Here is a 19,819-nt window from a genome sequence, read left to right on the forward strand (position 1 = left end):
TCATGGTCGACACCGCTTGGGCGACAAGTGATCTGTCCTTCGCCGGATGGGTCCCCAATGTCGGCAGCCACCTCTCCTTCAGTCTGATCGGCTCGCGCGCCGGCGGCGGCGTCAGCCGTTTCTCGCTCCGCGTACGAAAGCCCGGGCGGATTGCCCGTTTGGTATGCGCGTTCCAGAAGCGCGTGATCGACGATTTTCTGCTTCCGCCCTCGATCGTCAAATTCTGCTATCCGGATATCGAGCATCATTGGTTGTTGCTCGGTGAGACCGAAACCATCGAGGTCGCCCAAGCGGTTGATTGCGCAACCGACGGTGTTGAAAATGCCACGATCCAGACCGCGCCCGACGAACAGGGGGTCTTGATCGGAACGATTTACGCGGTGCCATATGAGGAGGATGGTGACGAGCGCAAAGCGCAGAAGGCCGCGCTCGCGGCAATTCGGGCGCGTATCGACCAAGCCGTGCGCCGAGGCGACGGCGAGGCCGCGATCGCCGACATCCGGGAACGCATTCTAGCGGCCAGCGACGGTGTCAGGGCCGTGCGGTACGCCTTGATGCGCACGGGCGAGGTTCGCGTCTGGTTCGACGAACGTCTGGAGGGCTTCGACGATCACCAGCATGAGCATTTCGCGCGGCAGGCCTATTTCTTCATCAAGGATATGACCCACCGGCACGTTCACCATCATCCATCCGAGGACCAGATCACCCCGCTGGTTCGCTTCGAGACCGATGACAGCGAGACGAGGCGGCGGTGTGAAATTGGATGGCGCCGCGAAACCGTTTGGAACCTGACGCGCTTCAGCGAAAAGCGAATGGGAAATTCACGGCTCAACGAGATGCGCGAGGCGGTGGGCATGCTCGCTTACGCCGACGCCTTTCAGAAAAGCCTTCTCGATCATGTCCGGGATCCGGACGACCCGCTCAAATATGTCCCCAACAGTTCGGTCTACGGATATGATTTCGCCCATATCCGGGCATCGACGCAGGTGCGCATCGATCAGACTGCGGCCACGCGGACCGCCACCGGGCAACTTTTGATTGCGATCTTCGCCGGAGCGCTCGCCTCGCTCTCCCTTCTGACCGGCCTAGTTACCGCTTTCAACATGAGGCTACGCGACGCGAAAGCCCCGAACCTGGTCGATATCGAACTGACGGAATGGCTGCTGCGCTGGGGCGCCGCGCATCCTATCTCGACCGTCACCATATCGGGCATGATCCTCTACACGATATTCGCGCTATTCTTGTCTGACGTGCTCTTCAACAAGCCGAACCGCCCAGCTCAAGGTCTCAGGGGATTGATGCTAAGCCAGGCAATCCGGCTTCGTCTGTCGTCGCGGCGTGCTCATCAGCTTCTCATCGCGGCCTATGTCGTCGTCTTCGCGCTCGGCTTTCTTCTGGCCTGGGGCGGGATAAGCTATGTCACAAGCGGTCAGGCGGCCGCGCATGTCATGATGATATGGGAGGGCGTCGTCGCGTTCGCCTACGGGATTGGTCCAGCGCTCGCCAATTTTTTCGGCTGCGGCTGCGTAACCGTCGCCGCTTCCTGACATTTACGCGGAGTGCGGGAGGACGTGCCCCGGGGCGACCCGTTCGAGGACCGCGCGAAGCCGATTCCGCAGTGGCAGCAGCGCTGGCGTCCGCGCGCCCCGGACTCCCAAATCCTCAATAGCGGCCGCGAGCATCGCGAACCCAGTGCCGGTTGCTAGGGCGTTGCCCTCGATGTCGAAGGCCGGAAGGCTGTGAATGAGCGCCCGTTCAAACTCGAGCGCGCAGCCAATGCTATATTCCCAGCCGGGCATGAAATAGATATCTGCCGCGTGGCGTTCTATCAGAGTCGTCCAGAGCGTCAGATAATCATCCTGTGACCATTCGCGCACGCTAAGACTGGCGGGCTCAACCACAAGTCGAGGGGATCCGGCTCGAAGCTTGCGCGCGGCCGCTAGGATGGCGGCCGAATTGTCTGCGATCACGCGCGCTCGGTCATAATCTTCGCCTTCATGCTCGAGCGCGGCAGCCCAGCGCGGCCCAGTGGTGATCGGACCGCTGAGATAGCTGATCCGGGCGTCTCCGAGCACGCAGAGCCACGCCGACAGGATCAAGGCGTGATCCCGCTTCGCGTCATGGCCGTTTGTGTCGTTGCTCATACCGCTTTCGCCCCTGAATTCCTCGAACTCCTTCTCTGCCAGCGCGCAGGGCGCTTGACCACAGACAATATGCCACGCCGGACCTCGCAATGCGGGAGGGCGGCGAGCTGCCTTAGAGGTGCCATTCGCCGCGTTTCAAGGCAGCTAAGCTCAGCCGAAAAGTCGATCTATATCGTTAGAACGGCCGCAACGTGGTAGTTCGGCCGCTTAGGTGTCACATTATGCGAGCCTTGGCCCGCTGCAGGAAAGAGGAAGCCGATTGCGTTGATGGCAGAGATACCTCAATTGCGAGGAAGGCGATGTTTATCTGCCAAGTAATCCAGAATATCCGACAAAAAGGCTTGTAAAGTTGCCTTGCCCTCAGCCTCTTGTTGAGGCCTCACGACGAACGCGCCCAGACCCGGAAGAACCTCATGATATTCACGCCAAGCGGAATTTCCACCGGAAGGTTCAGAAGCTGATCCTGGATAAAGGATGTAGGCGCCTTGTGAGCGCCTGATGGCATCCTTGTAGGCGTGCATTTTCAGTAGATCGGCCCTTTTGTAGCTTCCGGCCCTTTGCAGCCTCTTTTCATCTCCTAGGTCGATTTCGGTGGGACCGAATAATTCCTCTACAAAATCAACGCTATATTTTGCGTCGAAGTGCACATGGGCTATCGCCTCTTCGAGTTCCGCCCGATCGCTATCTAATGAGGCGGGCCAAATCGAAAGTGTAAAGTCCGGACGCATGGCCTTAGTCCATGACCCAGGTTCAGGGTGATTGCCCGAATATGGTATTCGCATACTGACCGTGCGGGTTTTGGCCGCCTTGAATGTGCGATTATAGCTGAACTGGATGCTCAATCGAACGCCGTTGTGAAGGATTTCGAAGCCTTTCGCAGGGAAGAAGCGACCGGTCTTGAGTTTCAGCCCAAATCCGTTGGTGGATTGCTCCAGAATGTCCTTACTCAGGAGTTCTGAGGCAGCATCACCGAGGCGTGCCGACACGACATCCCATAGAACGAAGAACAACCAATATTCATAAAGCGTCGCAATGTCCCGTTTACCCCCACCGAAAACATCGTCGCCGCCGCTCCAGACGAGACGGGCGGTGCTGCTGAAGCGAAGCCAGCTCCGCAAAATCTCCCGGTATCCCGCCTTTCTTTGAAGAACTGGGCTTGAGAAGGCGATTTTTTCGACTGATCGGACGTCTTCAAAAAGATCGTGGTTCAGTAGCTCGCCGATCTTCATGCGTAGAGGCTCGACCTCTCTGCTTGCAAAGGACGCGTTGGCAGCGCCGGCGGCCTCCAGTCGTCGCGCGATCAGATCGAGGGTATCGAAGAATTCGGTTAGCACGAACTTTACAAACCGGTTTTCAGGTGTGTCGACCGTTTCTTCCAGCGATACAGCCGCGATCCTCGACGGTAAGCTTGGCGTTACCTTGCCATGGCCAGACAGTCGGCCGGCCAGCGGATGAGTCGCCGGGAGGGGGAGCCGCCTCCCCGCGGCGGCGAGATCCCGTCCGAGATTTTGCGTGGCACGGAAAGATTTTGAAAGGTTACGGGTATCGGCGACCGGGATTAGGCGGCTGTGCGGCGTTCGAAGAATTCGCGCAATGGCCTCAGAAAACTCCTCCCCCTCTAACAACCCGCGGATGAAGAAAAACTGCTGCTGTATGCTCTCCGCGGAAGAATTTTCATCCATTTCAAGGCGAACTTGGGATGTCTCGGGGAGATAAGCCAACAAATCGAGCGATGCTTCTGCAATCCGCTCAAGCATGGCGCGATACTCTTCTCGGTAATTGAGTTTAGCCGATCTGACCTCGACAGACGCCATGGCAACACGTTGACCCGACTCCACAACATATAGGCGTAGCAGCCCCGTATGCAGCCCAGTTGAGAGCTCGCCACGGTCGCGGTCTTCGGCACCGACAAGAAAGCGTCTGACGATTGCGGTTTCTTCGATGGTGTAGCCAGGCTTATTGAGTTCGTACTGGTATCGAACGCCCTCCAAAAGTTGCAGAGCCTCCTCGCCATTTTCTGCCGCTTGGGCGGTCGTTATTCGCAGAAATGGGCGTCCTTTTGATTCCGCTACTATTTTTGCGACCGCCACCGTTCCGCCACAGGGACTTTTGAACTCAAGGAACTCTTCAACTGGCATTCGCTATGCCTCGGCGAAGCTCGCAAAGCCGTTTCTGCGCACTCGGTCCAGTAGCCGCACGATCTTGTCGTGCGACGTCGGCAGAAAAGCGCCGCTGTCTTTTGCCGGCAAGGAACCTTCTTGCACCGCGGATTGGGTCGTGAGCTGCAAAGCGCTCAAGTCTCCAGCGCTATCAGCCGACCAAGCGCGATCCAAAGCGCAATAGGTCCCGAGTTCCAGCAATATAGGTTCCAGATGCTTTCGTGCACCGTGGAGCCTTGGCAAGATCTTTTGGCAAACTTGCTCGTCGAAAGCCTGACGCAGCAGATCGCGTTCGGCGTCCCACGGCAAACCCGCTTCGATATTTCGCGCCAGAGAGATATATCGCATAATCTCGTGAGCAGTTCTGAAGCCGAACTCCAGCTCGTATTTTGAGAGCACATCGAAGAGAAACATCATTTCCGCGCTGAAAATGGCCGAAACCGTGGCGTCTAGCTCTGAATCTGCGTTCGCACGGGCCACGAATTCGGCCGCGTGTGCTTCGCCGCCCTTGGCGATGGTATCGGCTTCGGCTTTTCGAGGATTTTCCAGAAATCCGCGCATAGCATGAGGATCGGCGCGAAACTCGATTACATTTGCACGATCCAAAACCTTCGGCGAAAACATGTAGGTGGTCTCGTCGACATTGACCGTCCCAATCACAAAAAGATTGCGGGGCAGGCCCTTCAGAAAGGGTGGAACGTCCCCCCGTTCGGCTGCGTCGCCATGTAGATGCAGGGGTTCGTTCGGTGACTCAATGGCCGACAGGAAATCTGCAAAATACCCTTCAACATGCGACAAATTCATTTCATCAAGAATTAGAATGTGAGGCTCGTCAGGCGCCGCGGAGGCTCTTAAAATGATTTCAACCGCAGCAGTTTTTACATATCGATCCGGGCTTAGAGCGTCGGGATATCCAAGAATGTTTTCGTTGGAAGTCCAATTTGATCCCACCGGCACAACAACATAATTTTCTGCGGAGGGAGAAATCCACTTCGCGAATAGGCGTGCCAGCAGAGTCTTACCGGAACCTGAGAGGCCGGTGAGGATGACAAATCGTTTTGTCTGAAGTGCCAATGGCAGGCGTCGTTCCACGCTCCTGCTAGCGATGAAACCGGACCCTTTAAGATCGGAAAGCCAAGCCTCCATCATCGCCTTGTGCGCCATAAGAAGCTCCCCCGCTTTTGGAAATACGGCCGTTATTTGTTGGGTAATGTGGGCGGCCTTATCAGGATCAATCAACCACATGCTCCGGTCGCTTGGGCCGAGCAGAGCAAGTACGGCCGAATAAAGTTGACTCTCTTCCACTGGAACCGTTCGCGAGCTATCGCCGCCTGACCGGATTGTGATCCAAGACAGAGTATTCGTGGATTTATCGAAGACCATGAACATCAGGTCTTGGGCTCGCATGTCGTATTTCGGCCCAGCGATAGCCTCGCCGGCCAGCCTCCAATTCTTTCCCCCGCCTTGATTGCGGATGGTGCGAGTATCAGCCTTTATCGTGTTCCCTGTCAGGTCAAAGCCATCAAGGTACCGGGAAGAAATATCGATGGGATCTTCATTCGCATCATCACGATCCGGGAACCATTCGTCCAAGACATTGCGATTGATGTTAATAGCTCGCTCTTTGCCAGCGTCTTCGCCGACGGTGCTTCGGGTAAACAGGAACCAACCGAGACCTGATGCTGCAAGGCTCCGCGCGGCGAATACGAGCTCGCCCATTAACTATTCTGCCGCATCTAAGAGGGCGTCCGTGTCGACAATTGATTTGCTTGCACGGTCAATTTGTTTCCGCAACGAATGCGCCACAGCATACGCAAGCAGAGGCGGCACAGCATTGCCGATCTGCGTGAGCTGCGTGTTCATGCTGCCCTCCAGATGAAAGGCATCTGGAAAGGACTGAAGGCGCGCGGCCTCCCGAACGGAAATACAACGCGCTTGGCTGCTGTCGAAATGGATGTGCGAGTACGAGTCCTTGCCAATGTGGGCTGGAACAGTCCTCGCCGGCTCATTCTTCGACATCTTTCGGAATTTGTTAGGATACCGATGATCTTTGTACGGCGGAACGATGCTGTCGCGGAGCAAGGCCCATTCCGGACTTCCCTCAGATATCTGTTTCCCTAGTTGCAGTTCCTTTTCGGCAAGCCGTTCCCGAAAAATTTCCCAAGCTGTTTTCAACGCCTCCGGATACATTCCGCCGCTTGGCATGCGACGAAAGGTTTCATAGTCCCTCGGAGTGTATCGGATCACATTACCAGAAAATGTGTCGCCGGCTTCGAATTCCGGCCATTGTTTCATCTCGCGGGAGAATTCGGAATCTTTTTTCGTGTAACGGAATTGCTCGTCGATTTTGCGCTTGTTCCCTTTGCCCCGGCGGCCATCGAGGTGTTCCGTGATTTTTGGCAAGTCGGCGAAGGCGTCCCCCGCAGAAACAGCAGGCTTCAGGCTAGCTTCCGCATCTGCGTGATCGACGTAGTGGTCTGACGGCTCCAACACTTGCGAGAAACCGGTACCGGAGCGAGAAGTGGAGTATCCTACGGGAATGTCGCAATCGTGCCGGATCAGAGGGAATTCGGGTACGAAACCGAGCTCCTTCCGGACCGCAACAATAAACATGCGCTCGCGCAACTGCGGCACGCCGTACCAAGCCGCATTCAGTAGGCAATAACGGGCCTCATACCCCATCTCATCCGCCGTAACCGCAATTTCCTCCGCGATATTGCGGCCAACGAATTTTCCGATCTCGCGAACATTCTCCATCACAAAGGCGATCGGTCGAAGCTCAGCGACATAACGCAAATAGTGGTGGTACATCGTTGCGCGCTCGTCTTCCCCGTGCGCGTGATCTTTTCCGGCAAGGCGCCAAAGCGCCGCACGCCCCAAACGCGAAAATGCTTGGCACGGCGGTCCACCGATTACGACATCAACAGCTTCGTGAACCTCTTCCAAATCGGTGAGATGCGCCACGGCCTCTTGCGGCGTAGTCTTCGTGACGTCGGAGAAAGAACGATAATGACCTGGAGCTGCGCGCCGACCAAAGTTCTTCTCGTGTGATAGTCTCGCGGCCTCATTAATTTCGACGGCAGCCACCGATTGGAATCCCGCGCGATGGAACCCCAAGCTCATTCCGCCACAGCCGGCGAACAAATCAATCGTCCTTAAATAGCCGCGCGACTGCGCTGCCGCCAACTTTTCAGCCACCCACTTGTCACTCACAAATTCAGCTCCCGAACCAGGCGGTCAACCAGCGCCGCCCGATCTTTCAATTCGCATTCCCATACCGTGATAACGCGCCACCCGATCTCTTCAAGCGCCTTCGCATTTCTCACGTCCCTAAGCGCGTTGGCGCTCAACTTTGCACTCCAAAACTCCCGCCTGGAGTTTGGGAGACGTCCTTCCCGGCATCCGGAATGCAGATGCCAGAAGCAACCGTGGACGAATATGACCGTGCGGTGTCTGGCTAGTACGATGTCCGGGCGTCCGGGCAAATCCTTTCGGTGTAGTCGAAAGCGGAAGCCCATCCGGTGCAGGATTGACCGCACCATCAGCTCCGGTTTCGTGTTACCGGACTTTATGCTCGCCATGATCTGGCTGCGCTTTTCCGGGGTGAAAATGTCTGCCATTGATCGGTTATATCAATGCCGAACATCATGGAAAGGCGCTCCCACGATCTGGTCCAGATGACCGGTAGACGTGTGGGCATCAACGACTTTCCAACCTATCAGTTTGTCTCCTGCAAGAGCAATCCGTGCCATCGTCCCAATTGTAACTGGCGACGTACCTTGCTTGCATAGGCATCGGGTGACAGCACGTCGCGGCCCTTGTGGCGGCTGATATTGCAATAGACACAAGCTGCGACGATATTTTTGTCGCTGTCGCATCCGCCGTCGGCGCGTGGGGTCAGATGTTCGGCAGTGACTTGAAGCAGCCGCGCCTGCCGCAATGTGATGCCGTTTTTGGCGGCAAATGCGGCGGGATTGTCCTTCCACATTGGCTGCTCGCAATAATAGCAGGCCCAGCCCTGGCTTAGGGCCTTTCGATCACGGATCTTCTGTAGTTTGCACATAGCATTCTCGCTTCGACAATCTGGTCAAAGCGGATGCGCCGCGGCCGTATCTAAACGGTTCCGCCCCTCGATTGGGAGCCTTATGGCTTCGCGCTGGACGACACCAAATAATGTCACCCCGCAGTCCGTCAGCGGCAATCTCGAATCCTTTTGGATACCGAGGGTGCGGGATTGTCTGAGCGACTAATCCGCCGAGGTTAAAGCCTTCGGCCCGCTCGCGACAAATAATGCATGGGTTGGAATTGGGCAAGGGAGGGGAAGGCCTTCCCCTGACGTCCGGCCGAAGGTCCGTTCGCACCCTTTCCGCAGGGGCTGGCCGCCCCCGCGACGCCCCAAATTGTGCGCGGTTGCAAATGAGCGCGCGCTGCCGGCGGCAGGCGCCGACAGGGATCGCACGTCTGCCCTGACCGCGCTGCGCACTCGGTCCGCCTATCTTGCCGGTGCGACGGCTAAGCACATCTGCGCACGCACGCCGCACCGCCTGCGGTCGGTCCAAGAGCGCTTTTCTTTTCTCGATCCGCCGGAGGGGCGGATAGGTCCTCGTCGCTGACGATCATGTCGGCGCCGCGCGGCGCGCGGCGGCGTTGTCGATCGGCCTCCCGTCTGTCGCTAGGTTGGCCGGCTCTCCCCTCTGGGCGCGTCCCGGCTTCCCGCAAGCCGCTGCGCGGCTCTTCCTCTTCGTTCCAGCCCTTCGGGTGCGTGCCGCCTTCCTGGCCGCGCCCGGCAGGTCGTTCTCGCCGCCCACCCCCGCTCCGCCGGGGGCCTGATGGTTAGGGGGCGGGAATGGAGGATAGCATGGGAAAGACCAGCGAACGCCGTGATGGGGGCAAGCTCCTGTCCGTTGAACTTCATGACGCCTTGCGTGCCAATGATGAGGCGCGGCGTGCCGCCGTGAGGGCGGGCGCGGTGGAGCCGGACTTCGTGCCGGTTGCCAAATTCTTCTCGCCGGTCGGCGCGGCGACATGGCTCGCGACCGAATTGTGCGAGGATGGCGATACGCTGTTCGGGCTGGCCGATCTTGGTTTCGGCTGTCCCGAACTTGGTTCGTTCAGCCTGTCAGAACTCGCATCGGTGCGCTTGCCCTTCGGTCTAGGCATCGAGCGCGATCTGGGCTTTGCTTCCGAGGTTCCGCTGTCGGGCTGGACCGCTGCCGCCCGCCGCGCGGGATCGATCATCACCGCCGAACAGAATTTCCGCCGCGCTGCGCGTGGCGACGAGCTTCCGAAGTCCGAGGGCTGAGGTTGACGCGGGCGGCGCGTCTCGCCGCCAATCCTAAGCCGGTCCGCCCAATCGCGAAACTCGACGGACCGGCACCTTCCAGAAGAAAGGTGAAGACAATGAAACTCGACTTTATCGACCTTGGCAAGCTGTCGATCAGCAAGACCAATATGCGCTATGCCAAGAAGTTGCCCGATATGGCGGATATTCTGCCTACCGTCCGTGCGCGCGGTGTTCTCGTTCCGCTGATCGTCCGTCCGAACTGCGCCGAGGGTGCTTTCGAGATCGTGGCGGGCGCACGGCGCTTCTCTGCGGCAGCCATCGTCGCGGGCGAGAAGGGGGACGCCGAACCCCTGCCCTGCGCGATCCTCGAAGAAGGCGACGATGCCGCCGCACTCGAAGCCTCGTTGATCGAGAATGTCGCGCGGCGCGATGCCGACGAGGTCACTCAATGGGTCAGCTATACGCGGCTGGTTCGCGAGGGGCGCAGCATCGCCGACATTTCCGATACGTTCGAAATGCCCGAGGCAATGGTGAAGCGCATCCTCGCGCTGGGCAACCTATTGCCGCGCATCCGTTCGCTCTATGCAAAGGAGAAGATCCGCGCGAGCACGGTGCGGCACCTGACGATGGCCTCCAAATCTCAGCAGCGCACATGGCTGGCGCTGTTCGATGACGCGGACGCCTATTGCCCGCAGGGCCAGCAGCTCAAGAATTGGCTGTTCGGTGGCGGCGCGATCAGCGCGGCCCATGCCCTGTTCGACGTCGAGGCGAGCGGCCTTGTGATCATTGCCGACCTGTTCGGGGACGAACGCTATTTCGCGGACAGCGATGCTTTCTGGACTGCGCAACTCGCCGCCGTCGAGGAACAGCGGGCGCGGTTTCTGGACGCGGGGTGGAACGAGGTCGTCGTCCTGCCGAAGGGCGGAAATTTTCGCGAATGGGAGCATCGGCACGCGGCGAAGCACAAGGGCGGGCGCGTCTATATCGAGGTTCGCGATAGCGGCGAGGTCGATATCCACGAGGGCTATGTAACGGCAAAGGAAGCAGTACGGCTCGAAAAGGGCGAGAAGATCGAAGCCGCGCCCAAGGCGTCGCGTCCGGAACTAACTTCGCGGATGCAGACCTACATCGACCTTCATCGCCATGCCGCCGTGCGCGCCGAACTGACAAGCCATCCAGCGGTCGCTCTGCGCTTGATGGTTGCCCACGCCGTCGCGGGTTCGCCGCTTTGGAACGTGCGTATCGAGCCGCAATCGACGAAGGACGACGATGTACGCGAGAGCGTTGAGGTCAGCAGGGCCGAGGCGGTGTTCGACGAGAAGCGGCGCGCGGTGTTGGCGCTGCTCGGTTTCGATGCCGAGGAGCCGACAGTAACCAGTGGTAATTCGATGCCGCTCGCGGAGTTGTACCAGCGACTGCTCGACTTGCCCGACCGTGCCGTGATGGATGTGATCGCTATCGTCATGGGCGAGACGCTGTGCGCCGGGAGCGCGGTCGTCGAGGCGGTGGGCCTCCAAATCGGTATCGACATGGCCGCATGGTGGAGCGCCGACGATGCCTTCTTTACGGGTATTCGCGACAAGGCGTTGCTGACTGCGGTTGTTGCCGAGGTTGGCGGAACGGAGGTCGCAACCGCCAATGCCAAAGAGAAGGGCGCGACCTTGAAGGCGATCGTGCGCGATCATCTGGACGGCAATAATGGCCGCACCAAGGTCGAGGGGTGGGTGCCGAGGTGGATGGCCTTTCCACCTGCCGCCTACACCAAGCGCAGCGGGGTGGGCACCGCTACTGCACACACCGAGGCTGTGACGCACAACGCAAAGGCGCAGCGCGAAGCGGCGTGAACTTAGGGCGGCGGCATCCCGCCGCCCTCCATCCTTGAGAGTGAAAAAATCGCGCACCGCCCGCCCTTTCCGGGCGCGCGGCGCGATGCCCCATCGGTCAAATAGTCGTGGCCGGATGATCAGGCAGTTGATAGGGGACGGGCAGAAAAGGAGATCGCCGATGTCTGACGACACCGAGGATAAGCTGCTCGCGCTGACCGCCGATATTGTCGCGGCGCATGTATCGAACAACAGCGTCGGCATGGCCGATCTACCCGACCTGATTTCACGCGTGCATGGCGCGCTCGCGGGACTTGGTTGCCCGGTCGAGGAACCGGTAGACGAGCAGAAACCGGCTGTGTCGATCCGGGCTTCGGTAAAACCCGACTACATTGTGTGTCTGGAAGACGGCAAGAAGCTGAAAATGTTGCGCCGTCATTTAATGACGCACTACAGCATGACGCCCGATGAATACCGCGCCAAGTGGAACCTCCCGAGGGATTATCCGATGGTCGCGCCAAACTATGCGGAAAAGCGCCGCGCGCTTGCCAAGGAAATCGGCCTCGGCACTAAAGGGCACGGAGGCGGCCGCAAGTCTGCCGCCAAGGTTCCAGCGCGCCGCGGTCGCGACTAACTATCATGCCTTTGGGCTGAGCCCTAGTTTAGGGATTTGGGGGAAGCTGGTCGGTGAATATTCGCGCTTGGCTCGACAACGGCACGGTGTCGGCTCAACGCATGCCTGCCCTCCTTCCCATCCTAATTCGCCAAGCGCGGCTGGAGACCCCGATTACCTACGGGTCGGTGGCTAGGGAACTTGGCATTCACCACCGAGCTGTACACCACATCGCCGGCCATATCGGCCATACGTTGGCCGCTATCGGAGCGCTTCGTGGCTGGAAGGGACGACCGCCGCCGCCGCTACATTCGCTCGTGGTCAACGACGTCACTGGCCTGCCCGGTTCCGGCATCAATGGCTTTTTGTCCAAGACCTACAGTCGTGCTCGCACGAACGACGCCAAGCGCGCGGTTCTGAAAGCAGTCTATGCCGATGCTGCCACCTATCAACACTGGCCCGAACTATGTGAACTCCTCGATATTCCGTTCGACGCCGGCTCTCTGGCCAAGGCTGTCGAGAGAGCGCGTAAATCTAAGGGGCGAGGCGGCGAGGGACCCGATCATTTCAGGCTTAAGACACATGTCGCAACTCATCCTGAGATAGTCGGGCTCTTTGCAGGCAGCACGCATGGCGTAATTGAACGCGCAACCGCGTCGGGGGACTGCATTGACATTCTATTCGAGCGACGCGGTCTTCAGTTCGCAGTTGAGGTAAAACCCCATCATGCGAGCGAAGGCGATATGGTGCGAGGTGTTTTCCAGTGCCTCAAATATCGGGAGGTGTTAATGGCCGAGGCCATTGTAGCTGACAAGGAAATACGGACCCGCGTCGTCCTGGTGCTTGGAGGGAAAGCGACATCCGCGGTCGTAAGCATAGCGCACAGATTGGGTATCGATTTCCTCGAACAGGTTCGAGACCACTAATCGGTAAATTCTCCCCGTGGATTATGCGCCTCGCATTCCAACGATTTGGAGGCGGCTCCAAGCCGTCGTCATCCGATTCCCTGCATGTTCCATTCGGGTTGGACGAGACGGATCAATCCGGCTTCGAGTCCGGGAGCCGTCAGTACAGGAAGCTCCTTCCATTCGGTCGGTTCAGGGGTCGCGACTAGGACTTCGACGCGGCGGCCCTCCGCCAAAGCTTCTAGAATACGACCTTTAATGCGCGCACTGGTCCGCTGACGACTATGGCCACGAACATAATGAGCCATACGGGTTCGAATGCCTCTCTGTGTCAGCCCGATGTAACGGATGACACCATCGACCACGAAGGCATAGACGCCAGGTTCACGGGGCGCCGAAGTGTCTAGCACGAAGACTTCTTCGCTCACTGAGGTCCACTCGCCGATTCGGATGAAACCGGCGTCAAGGAGCTTAGACGGAGGAAAGGGCTCAATAGCCGTTGATGCTGACTTTGCTGTGCGCTTCGCGAGCGCTTCCACCCTATCGACCGGAACTGAGATGGCGTCGATGCCGGCGCTGCGGATCTTCCCAAGGCTCATTCCCGAGCGTTCGAGAACATGCCGTACATGCTGGTAGCGTATCTCCAGAATGCTCGCGATCTCGGTTCTAAAGTAACCCGCCAACGCAAGGGCGCGGATTCGGTCTGCCTTAGTTATGAGGCCGGCTACTACGCTCTCGGGGGAGGGGCGCTGGGCCTCCAAGACCGGTCCAAAAGCCTTAGGCGACATCAATAGTCGCCAAGAATGTTGCCGAGCTGTCGCGCCGCTTCATTTCATCGCCCATACCAAACAGAATTTGGAACTGCGCCCGTTAATCTGCGACGTCGCAGCGCGCATCGAAGGTGGAAGACCTAGAATGGCGCTACCCAATCGTCGTTACCGAAAGCTTCGTCCTTCGCCTCACCCTCATCGATGCTGACATTCTCCACGATGCAACGCGCACGCTGATAGAGTTCGTCGAACGTGATAATTTCCGGCGACCGGATATTTCGTCTATAGAGTTCAAAGCACGCAACCTTGTCGTCATTCCCCATCAGCTCAGCCATGTGGCCAATAACGAGGTAGCTGCGGGGCTCAATCGAATAGGCGAACTCACCGGTATCGTTGCCCTGTTCGTCCTTCAACGCGTCCCGGAACCTTTTGCGACTGAATTCGAACGCGGTTTTCTGCGTTTGCGTCACCGCGGCAGATAGTTCGCCGGAAACGGCCCAGCAACCCGCGCGATACGCGTCTTTCCGTAACAGGTCTGTTGCGTCCCTTTTTATCTCAATCAGCACATACTGGCTGATTTCGGCACGTGTCCGCATTAGTGCGTCCGCGGTTTTGCCGGGAGTATCAAACGAATTGCCGGTTGTTCGCGACTCCAGCTTTTGACCCACCTTATCCAAAAAAACATAGTTCAAACCATGCCCAAAAACCCATGGATTGCGCTCGAAGAATGCCTGCCAAGTGCGCTCATTTTTGGCGCTGCCCAGTAACGCCTCGAATTCCGCAAGAGCCTGTCGTTTCCCTGCGACAGCGTAAATGTCATGGGGCAGCGATGGAGTTTCGGCGATTTCCTTTATGATTGCCGCGCCCTTATCAGTGCCGAGAAGCATACCCAACGCAGCCACATCAACGTTCTCGAGCGAAACTCGCGCCTTCGTGGCCTCCGACAGGTCGAGATGCGAAATGATCGAGAGGAGCTGCGCCATCTGCGCTGTTTGGCAGTGGTTGACTTGGACATGGCCATCTTCTTGCCAGCCGAAGCGCTGATGAAGGCGAAGCTTTGTGATCTTCAACGAGCCGAAGTCCCGACGATCGGACACATAAAAGGCTTTCACCGCTAACTTACAGCGTGAGGTGAGTTCGACTTCGCCTACATCTTCTTCGCTCTCTGCAACGATCGTAGCGAACGCTCCCTTCTTCGCGGGATGAGTGTAAAGCTGATTTGGCTTATAGTTCGCCAGATAATCGACGTCGTCGGACATGGCTTATGCTATCACGACCTACAGGCGGGATCGATAGGCAGTGATGCGATCGCCGGCTTTCCCCAATCTGCGATTGGGGTCCGGCCTCCTAGAACAGTAAACCGGACGGAACGGAATTGTTGCCGGAGGCCCCGGCTAGACGGTCGCCAAATATTGTTGGGGGGCGGGCTCGGTTGCCACTCCCAAGGTCTCTATCTCTGCTATGCGCTCGAATTCGACGAGATATTCTTGGCGATGCAGCGTTAGCCAGCGCGCCACGTTCGGATTGGCAAGTAGCTTCGAGAGATAACCGCGCGCGAGCGTTAGATGAAGATTGTCGATGCCGTAGCTATCCTCAACCGACGTAATACGGCTCTGAAGGACCGCAAGCTCCCGTTCCATTCGGGCTATTTGCTGTCCGTCGGGTGTAGGGGTTCGTCCGGGCCTGCCCTTGTGCTTAATCAATTGGTCGGGTGACGTCGCGGCGAGGAGAGCGCTTGCAAAAACCGAACTGAAATTGTTCTGCCCAGCCATGAGATCGGCGGCTTCGATTTGGCGAATGGGAGACATGCGCCTCAGAATATCGAACACCTTGATCGAGCAATTGGTCTCTTTCAGCTTCTCCGCCACGTCGGGGCTGATTCCATCCAGTAGCCTGAAGCGCTTCACGATTGTGTCAGCCTCAAGGCCGAGCGCTTCTGCTATCTGCGCCGGTGCGACACCTCGTTCGACCGCTCGCACGATCATCCTGTGCTCCTGAACGGGCGGAAGGCGGCTGATACGCTTGTTGTATGTGTAGGTGTCCTCTTCCGTCGCGAGCAGGCATTCGACTTCTTCTATGCCAAGCTGCTTGAGGGCTTCGATCCGCAAATGCCCGTCGAGAAGATAATAGCGTTGATCATTTCCCGGCGCGGCGATCACAGCTGGCGCCTCGACCAGCCCAATGGCTTTTATCGAACGCAATATCTGCCCGTATTTACCGCTTTCGAGTGCGCCTTGCCGCAAGCTTTTAAGCGGCACGATGGCGGCGATCGGTACGGTGACAAAGTCCCTGTCGAACGCCGCGCGGACCCGGCCTTCATCAATCGGCTGCATGACCTGCCATCCTTAGTTCAAGCCAGCGCGGAACCTGGTCGAGGCTCTCGGCGCGTAACATCGTGTGAAACCCATCGTCGGCCAGCAATTCCTTCATCGCCTCGACGACGAAAAGTAGGCGAGTTTGCGCGAACTCGGATTTCTTGACCAACAGTCGCTGCTTCTCCGCTTCGCGCTGGTAAATTTCCATCAACTGACTGGCGGTCAGCCGACGCGATGTCCGCTTGCGGCCGAGCCTCCCATCTGGAAGGCCCTTATTACGGGCTTCGAGACGGGCTTCCAGCAATCGCCGAACCGCCGTCAGCTTCTTCCCTCGCAGATCGCCTTTTTCATATGCGTCGAGCAATATTCGCTGCGCCTCGTCCGATTCCGCGCGTGAAATTTCGATCGCCAAAGTGATAGGGATGAGCCCCGTCTCTACCGCCGAGAGAAGTCGCTCCTCACCACGCGAGATCAAGTTGAGAACCAGATTTACCCAAGACGCCGACACGCCGATTTTTTCCGCGATCGCTGTTTCGGTATGTCCCCGCTTCCTGAGTTCGCCAACCTCGCGGATGAGATCGATTGGCCGGTGATGCCGCCGCGCGATGTTTTCGACGAGGCTCATGACAAGGCACTCGCTTTCGGTCGCCTCGATCACGACCGCAGGTATTTCCTCTTCTCCGAGCATCTGGAATGCCTCCAGACGCCCCTCGCCGCAGACGAGGTCATATACGAGCCCCCCACTACCCGCCCTTCGGCTCACCGTGATCGGGCGCTTCAAACCGATCGCCTCGATATTATCGACAATCTCTCGGTGCTGACGCTTGTTCCGCCCGCGCGGATTTAGGACATTGATCCGGGATAACGGGATCATCTCTATATGCTGCGGGCGTGATACGTCGCTCATGCCACCTCGCTCAGCGGCACCGGTGCCGCGATGTGGTATAAATAATCGAGGCACTCGAACCGATAGGCATCGAGACCCAGTCCATTGTCCTCCGCCAGCCGTAGCCGTCGCGCCGCGAGATCGATGCGGGGAAATAGATAATAGTCGAGCGGTCTCCGGTTCATTCGGTCCATCCGGACGACGATCGTGATGTCCGGGAGAAGGGCGGTGTCGAACCGTGGCTTCCATCGCAGCAAGCCGGTCGGCGTGGACGTGCAACGGGCTATGACTATCGAAAGGCTGAACTCGCCGTTGACGAGAAGCCGCTCGCCTTTGTCGTCCTGGCCGACGACACTGCCCGTCTCGACCAGACCCTCCAGAACATCTTTCACCACATCGGGGTGCAGGCGTCGAAGGGCTCGGTTGATTTCAATATAGCGGTAATCGTGGTCTGGCCGATAACCCACTAAACTGTAGGCTTGCAGCAGGCTCCCGAAACGCGATCCATAAGCACTGCTTGAGGCCATTCCGTCGGATTCGTCGATGATGAGGCCGGAGAGTAGTCCCCGGCGTTCGTAAAGATCGCGAAGTGCGCCGAGCATTTCTTCGTCGCTGAGTCGGAATGAGCGTGCCCCGATAATGGATCGCGCCGCTTCGAACAGATCGCGCTCAACGATCGCATCAAAGGCGCCCTCCGCCCGGATCCAGATGCCCGGATCGTTTCGAACGCGCTTCTTCTTGAGCTTGAAGGATTGTCGGTTCCAGACATTGTCGCCGACATATTTCTCGTTGATCAGCACCTGATGAACTGTGCCTCGGGTCCAAGGACGATCGAGGTCGGTGCGGATTCCGCGGCGATTGAGCCCGTCAGCGATTTGAGCCTCAGTCTGCCCCTCATGAACGAAGGCCCGATAGACATCGCGAACGACCTCCACTTCCTCGCTCGGGCCGAGAGTGAGGATAACGCGATCGGTTTGAATGCTTTTGTGCTCTCCACGCCTCAGCACGGCCTTCACATGACCCTGTTCGTCGACAAGCGTCCGCCGAAGCCCGAAACCCGCGCCGCCGCCTTGGCGGAACCCTTTTTCAATTAGTCGGCCTTGACCCGCGAAAACCTTCGCCGATAGCTCGCGACTATACTCGCCAGCCATGGCGCGCTTGACGCCCTTTACGATCGTCGAGACCGGGCTGCCGTCATTGTCGAACTGCTCCGCGCAATATTCGACGGCGATCCCTGCCCGCTTACAGATATATTCGTAGTAGGCGCTCTCGTCGGCGTCCTGGAACCGGCCCCAGCGACTGACATCATAGACCAAAACCATCGTGAAATCGGCTGTCCCGGTCTGAACATCCTCGATCAATTTTTTGAGAGCGTCCCGGCCGTCGATACTCAATCCGCTTTTTCCGGCGTCGGCATAGGTTCTGACGATCTCAATTCCGCGAGTCTCAGCGTACCGGCGGATTGCCTCACCTTGATTCTCGGTGGAGTAACGCTGGTGATCGGTCGACATCCGCACATATTCGGCAGCGCGAACCGTCGGCGACAGCGCTTCGCCTTCTTTTCGGAACTGATCGGACCATTCTGCCACTTCACCAGCCCCAAATCTAAAGAGGATGGCTCGCAGGGTTCGGCCGTATGCGATCCCCACGAGTCGATGACGCAACGCGGGGTGAGTATAGACGGCGAGGAGAGGTAAGATGTTGCCGAAAACGGGCAAGAGTTTACCGCAACGACAGGCCGACATCACCTTCGCGGAACTGGTTTCAGCCGCGCTCACGGAGGAAGTCGGAGAGACCCATCGAGGGGTCAAAACGCTGATGCGATGGACGGGCGCCAGCGAGCGATGTGTGAAGCATTGGCTCGCTGGAACTCACGCTCCTAGTGGATCGCACCTACTCGCGCTGATGCGACATTCGGACGAACTTCTGCGTCACCTGCTCATCGCCGCCGGGCGGCGCGAAGCTACTGTTGGGCTCGAGCTCGCCAGCTTGCGCTTTAAGCTTCGCGAGCTCTTACTGTTGATGGACGAAGGAGGCGCGCCGCCAATACGTCACTGACGCGCTGCCTCCTCCGAAACTATCATTCGCCCGGCATGGTATTGGTCGAAGCGTAGTCCTTGAACTTGTCCGTAAAGTTCGCGTGATAGTCGTCGATCTGCATCTGCGCATTTTCCTCGGCATCGGCTTGCGAATCGCCGCCCGCCCGGTTGGTCGCCGTAACCGCTGCCTTAAATGCCGATTGTTCTGTGTCGCACGCCGACTTCACGGAAAGTTCAAACTCCGCCTCCGTCACCTTGGCCTCAAGCTGCTTCTTGAGATGCTCGCGGAGGCATTTCGTGAAGGCGGCTCGCGTCGCGTCGACATTGCCGGCCGGTGCTGGCGCCATTGCAGCCAAAAGAATTGAAGCGATAAGCATCCTGCGACTCCCCGTTTGCAGATGTTCTGTGGTTAGAAATTAGCGCAGCCCGAAAAAAATTGGGAGCGCCATTTTGCGCCACCATTCGATCCGGTCGTTCGCCAAGTTAGCCCCTGCAACCAACGCATGCCTCCGCGCGATATTGAATCTGAAGCCAAATGATGGAATTCGCCGCAAGCCGTCAGGCTAGCGCGATGGGTGCCCGGTTCTGGGCTCCCTATCCCTTTCGGGACTGGGCCGGGCACCAATTCCTATTTCGTACGTCAGAACAAGAACTCGGGTTTCCTACAATATTCGGTCGTGTCATTGTCGGCATATGGCAAAGCAAGCGAGAAAATGGCGGGACAGGGCGCTCGCGATCGAATTTTGGATCGCGACCTGTGTGGTGGGCGGTTCCTTTGTTGTTGGCCTTCTCAGAGCGCTGGGTTATCTTTTCGATTAGAGGAGAAGTCGTCGGCCGAACATGTTCAACAAGCTCCACGGTCGGAATCGAACCTCCGGACT

The 19,819-nt window shown here is 58.2% G+C and carries 18 protein-coding genes; 6 read left to right on the plus strand and 12 right to left on the minus strand.

Features of this window, described 5'->3' with window-relative positions:
- Positions 1–2 precede the first annotated feature (2 nt).
- Entirely contained in the window at positions 3–1,547 is a 1,545-nt protein-coding gene (locus tag KEC45_RS17445) for a hypothetical protein (RefSeq protein ID WP_252171196.1), read from the plus strand.
- 3 nt (positions 1,548–1,550) lie between these two features.
- Here the strand turns inward: KEC45_RS17445 and KEC45_RS17450 are convergent, their stop codons facing one another.
- From KEC45_RS17450 to KEC45_RS17475, 6 genes are all read right to left on the minus strand, one after another.
- A complete protein-coding gene (locus KEC45_RS17450) occupies positions 1,551–2,144 on the minus strand; it encodes a DUF4406 domain-containing protein (protein WP_252171197.1) in 594 nt (197 codons plus the stop codon).
- Positions 2,145–2,425: 281 nt separating this feature from the next.
- Positions 2,426–4,282 carry a DUF2357 domain-containing protein gene (locus tag KEC45_RS17455; RefSeq protein WP_252171198.1) on the minus strand — a complete coding sequence of 619 codons (1,857 nt, stop codon included), beginning with the start codon at positions 4,280–4,282 and terminating at the stop codon, positions 2,426–2,428.
- A 3-nt stretch (positions 4,283–4,285) separates the two neighbouring features.
- On the minus strand, positions 4,286–6,022 hold the full coding sequence (locus KEC45_RS17460; RefSeq protein WP_252171199.1) for an McrB family protein: 1,737 nt from the start codon (positions 6,020–6,022) through the stop codon (positions 4,286–4,288).
- Positions 6,023–6,025: 3 nt separating this feature from the next.
- Positions 6,026–7,516, minus strand: coding sequence for a DNA cytosine methyltransferase (locus tag KEC45_RS17465; RefSeq protein WP_252171200.1), 1,491 nt, complete (start codon positions 7,514–7,516; stop codon positions 6,026–6,028).
- Positions 7,513–7,923: a very short patch repair endonuclease gene (locus KEC45_RS17470; RefSeq protein ID WP_252171201.1), complete on the minus strand. Its 411-nt coding sequence runs from the start codon at positions 7,921–7,923 to the stop codon at positions 7,513–7,515. The genes KEC45_RS17465 and KEC45_RS17470 overlap by 4 nt, the downstream gene beginning before the upstream one ends.
- 98 nt (positions 7,924–8,021) lie before the next feature.
- Positions 8,022–8,291, minus strand: a complete 270-nt coding sequence (locus KEC45_RS17475; RefSeq protein ID WP_252171202.1) for an HNH endonuclease — start codon at positions 8,289–8,291, stop codon at positions 8,022–8,024.
- An 870-nt stretch (positions 8,292–9,161) separates the two neighbouring features.
- On the opposite strand from KEC45_RS17475, the gene KEC45_RS17480 reads away from it, so the two are divergent.
- The 4 genes from KEC45_RS17480 (at position 9,162) to KEC45_RS17495 (ending at position 12,949) form a co-directional block, all read left to right on the plus strand.
- On the plus strand, positions 9,162–9,605 hold the full coding sequence (locus tag KEC45_RS17480) for a DUF2958 domain-containing protein (protein ID WP_252171203.1): 444 nt from the start codon (positions 9,162–9,164) through the stop codon (positions 9,603–9,605).
- Positions 9,606–9,703: 98 nt separating this feature from the next.
- A complete protein-coding gene (locus tag KEC45_RS17485; RefSeq protein ID WP_252171204.1) occupies positions 9,704–11,431 on the plus strand; it encodes a ParB/RepB/Spo0J family partition protein in 1,728 nt (575 codons plus the stop codon).
- Positions 11,432–11,591: 160 nt separating this feature from the next.
- Positions 11,592–12,044 carry a MucR family transcriptional regulator gene (locus KEC45_RS17490; RefSeq protein WP_252171205.1) on the plus strand — a complete coding sequence of 151 codons (453 nt, stop codon included), beginning with the start codon at positions 11,592–11,594 and terminating at the stop codon, positions 12,042–12,044.
- Between the two features lie 53 nt (positions 12,045–12,097).
- Positions 12,098–12,949: a hypothetical protein gene (locus KEC45_RS17495; protein ID WP_252171206.1), complete on the plus strand. Its 852-nt coding sequence runs from the start codon at positions 12,098–12,100 to the stop codon at positions 12,947–12,949.
- 68 nt (positions 12,950–13,017) lie between these two features.
- On the opposite strand, the gene KEC45_RS17500 is transcribed toward KEC45_RS17495, so the two are convergent.
- From KEC45_RS17500 to KEC45_RS17520, 5 genes are all read right to left on the minus strand, one after another.
- Complete coding sequence (locus KEC45_RS17500) at positions 13,018–13,527, minus strand: GIY-YIG nuclease family protein (protein WP_252171207.1); 510 nt, start codon at positions 13,525–13,527, stop codon at positions 13,018–13,020.
- A gap of 311 nt (positions 13,528–13,838) precedes the next feature.
- Complete coding sequence (locus KEC45_RS17505) at positions 13,839–14,957, minus strand: Shedu immune nuclease family protein (RefSeq protein WP_252171208.1); 1,119 nt, start codon at positions 14,955–14,957, stop codon at positions 13,839–13,841.
- 135 nt (positions 14,958–15,092) lie between these two features.
- Entirely contained in the window at positions 15,093–16,031 is a 939-nt protein-coding gene (locus KEC45_RS17510) for a plasmid partitioning protein RepB C-terminal domain-containing protein (RefSeq protein ID WP_252171209.1), read from the minus strand.
- Positions 16,018–16,920, minus strand: a complete 903-nt coding sequence (locus tag KEC45_RS17515) for a plasmid partitioning protein RepB C-terminal domain-containing protein (RefSeq protein WP_252172044.1) — start codon at positions 16,918–16,920, stop codon at positions 16,018–16,020. The genes KEC45_RS17510 and KEC45_RS17515 overlap by 14 nt, the downstream gene beginning before the upstream one ends.
- Complete coding sequence (locus KEC45_RS17520) at positions 16,917–18,410, minus strand: recombinase family protein (RefSeq protein ID WP_252172045.1); 1,494 nt, start codon at positions 18,408–18,410, stop codon at positions 16,917–16,919. The genes KEC45_RS17515 and KEC45_RS17520 overlap by 4 nt, the downstream gene beginning before the upstream one ends.
- A gap of 187 nt (positions 18,411–18,597) precedes the next feature.
- Between KEC45_RS17520 and KEC45_RS17525 the strand changes: the two genes are divergently transcribed.
- On the plus strand, positions 18,598–18,957 hold the full coding sequence (locus KEC45_RS17525) for a hypothetical protein (RefSeq protein ID WP_252171210.1): 360 nt from the start codon (positions 18,598–18,600) through the stop codon (positions 18,955–18,957).
- Between the two features lie 22 nt (positions 18,958–18,979).
- On the opposite strand, the gene KEC45_RS17530 is transcribed toward KEC45_RS17525, so the two are convergent.
- Positions 18,980–19,285, minus strand: coding sequence for a hypothetical protein (locus tag KEC45_RS17530; RefSeq protein WP_252172046.1), 306 nt, complete (start codon positions 19,283–19,285; stop codon positions 18,980–18,982).
- Between the last annotated feature and the right edge of the window lie 534 nt (positions 19,286–19,819).

The sequence above is a fragment of the Sphingopyxis sp. USTB-05 genome (assembly GCF_023822045.1).
GTDB lineage: Bacteria > Pseudomonadota > Alphaproteobacteria > Sphingomonadales > Sphingomonadaceae > Sphingopyxis.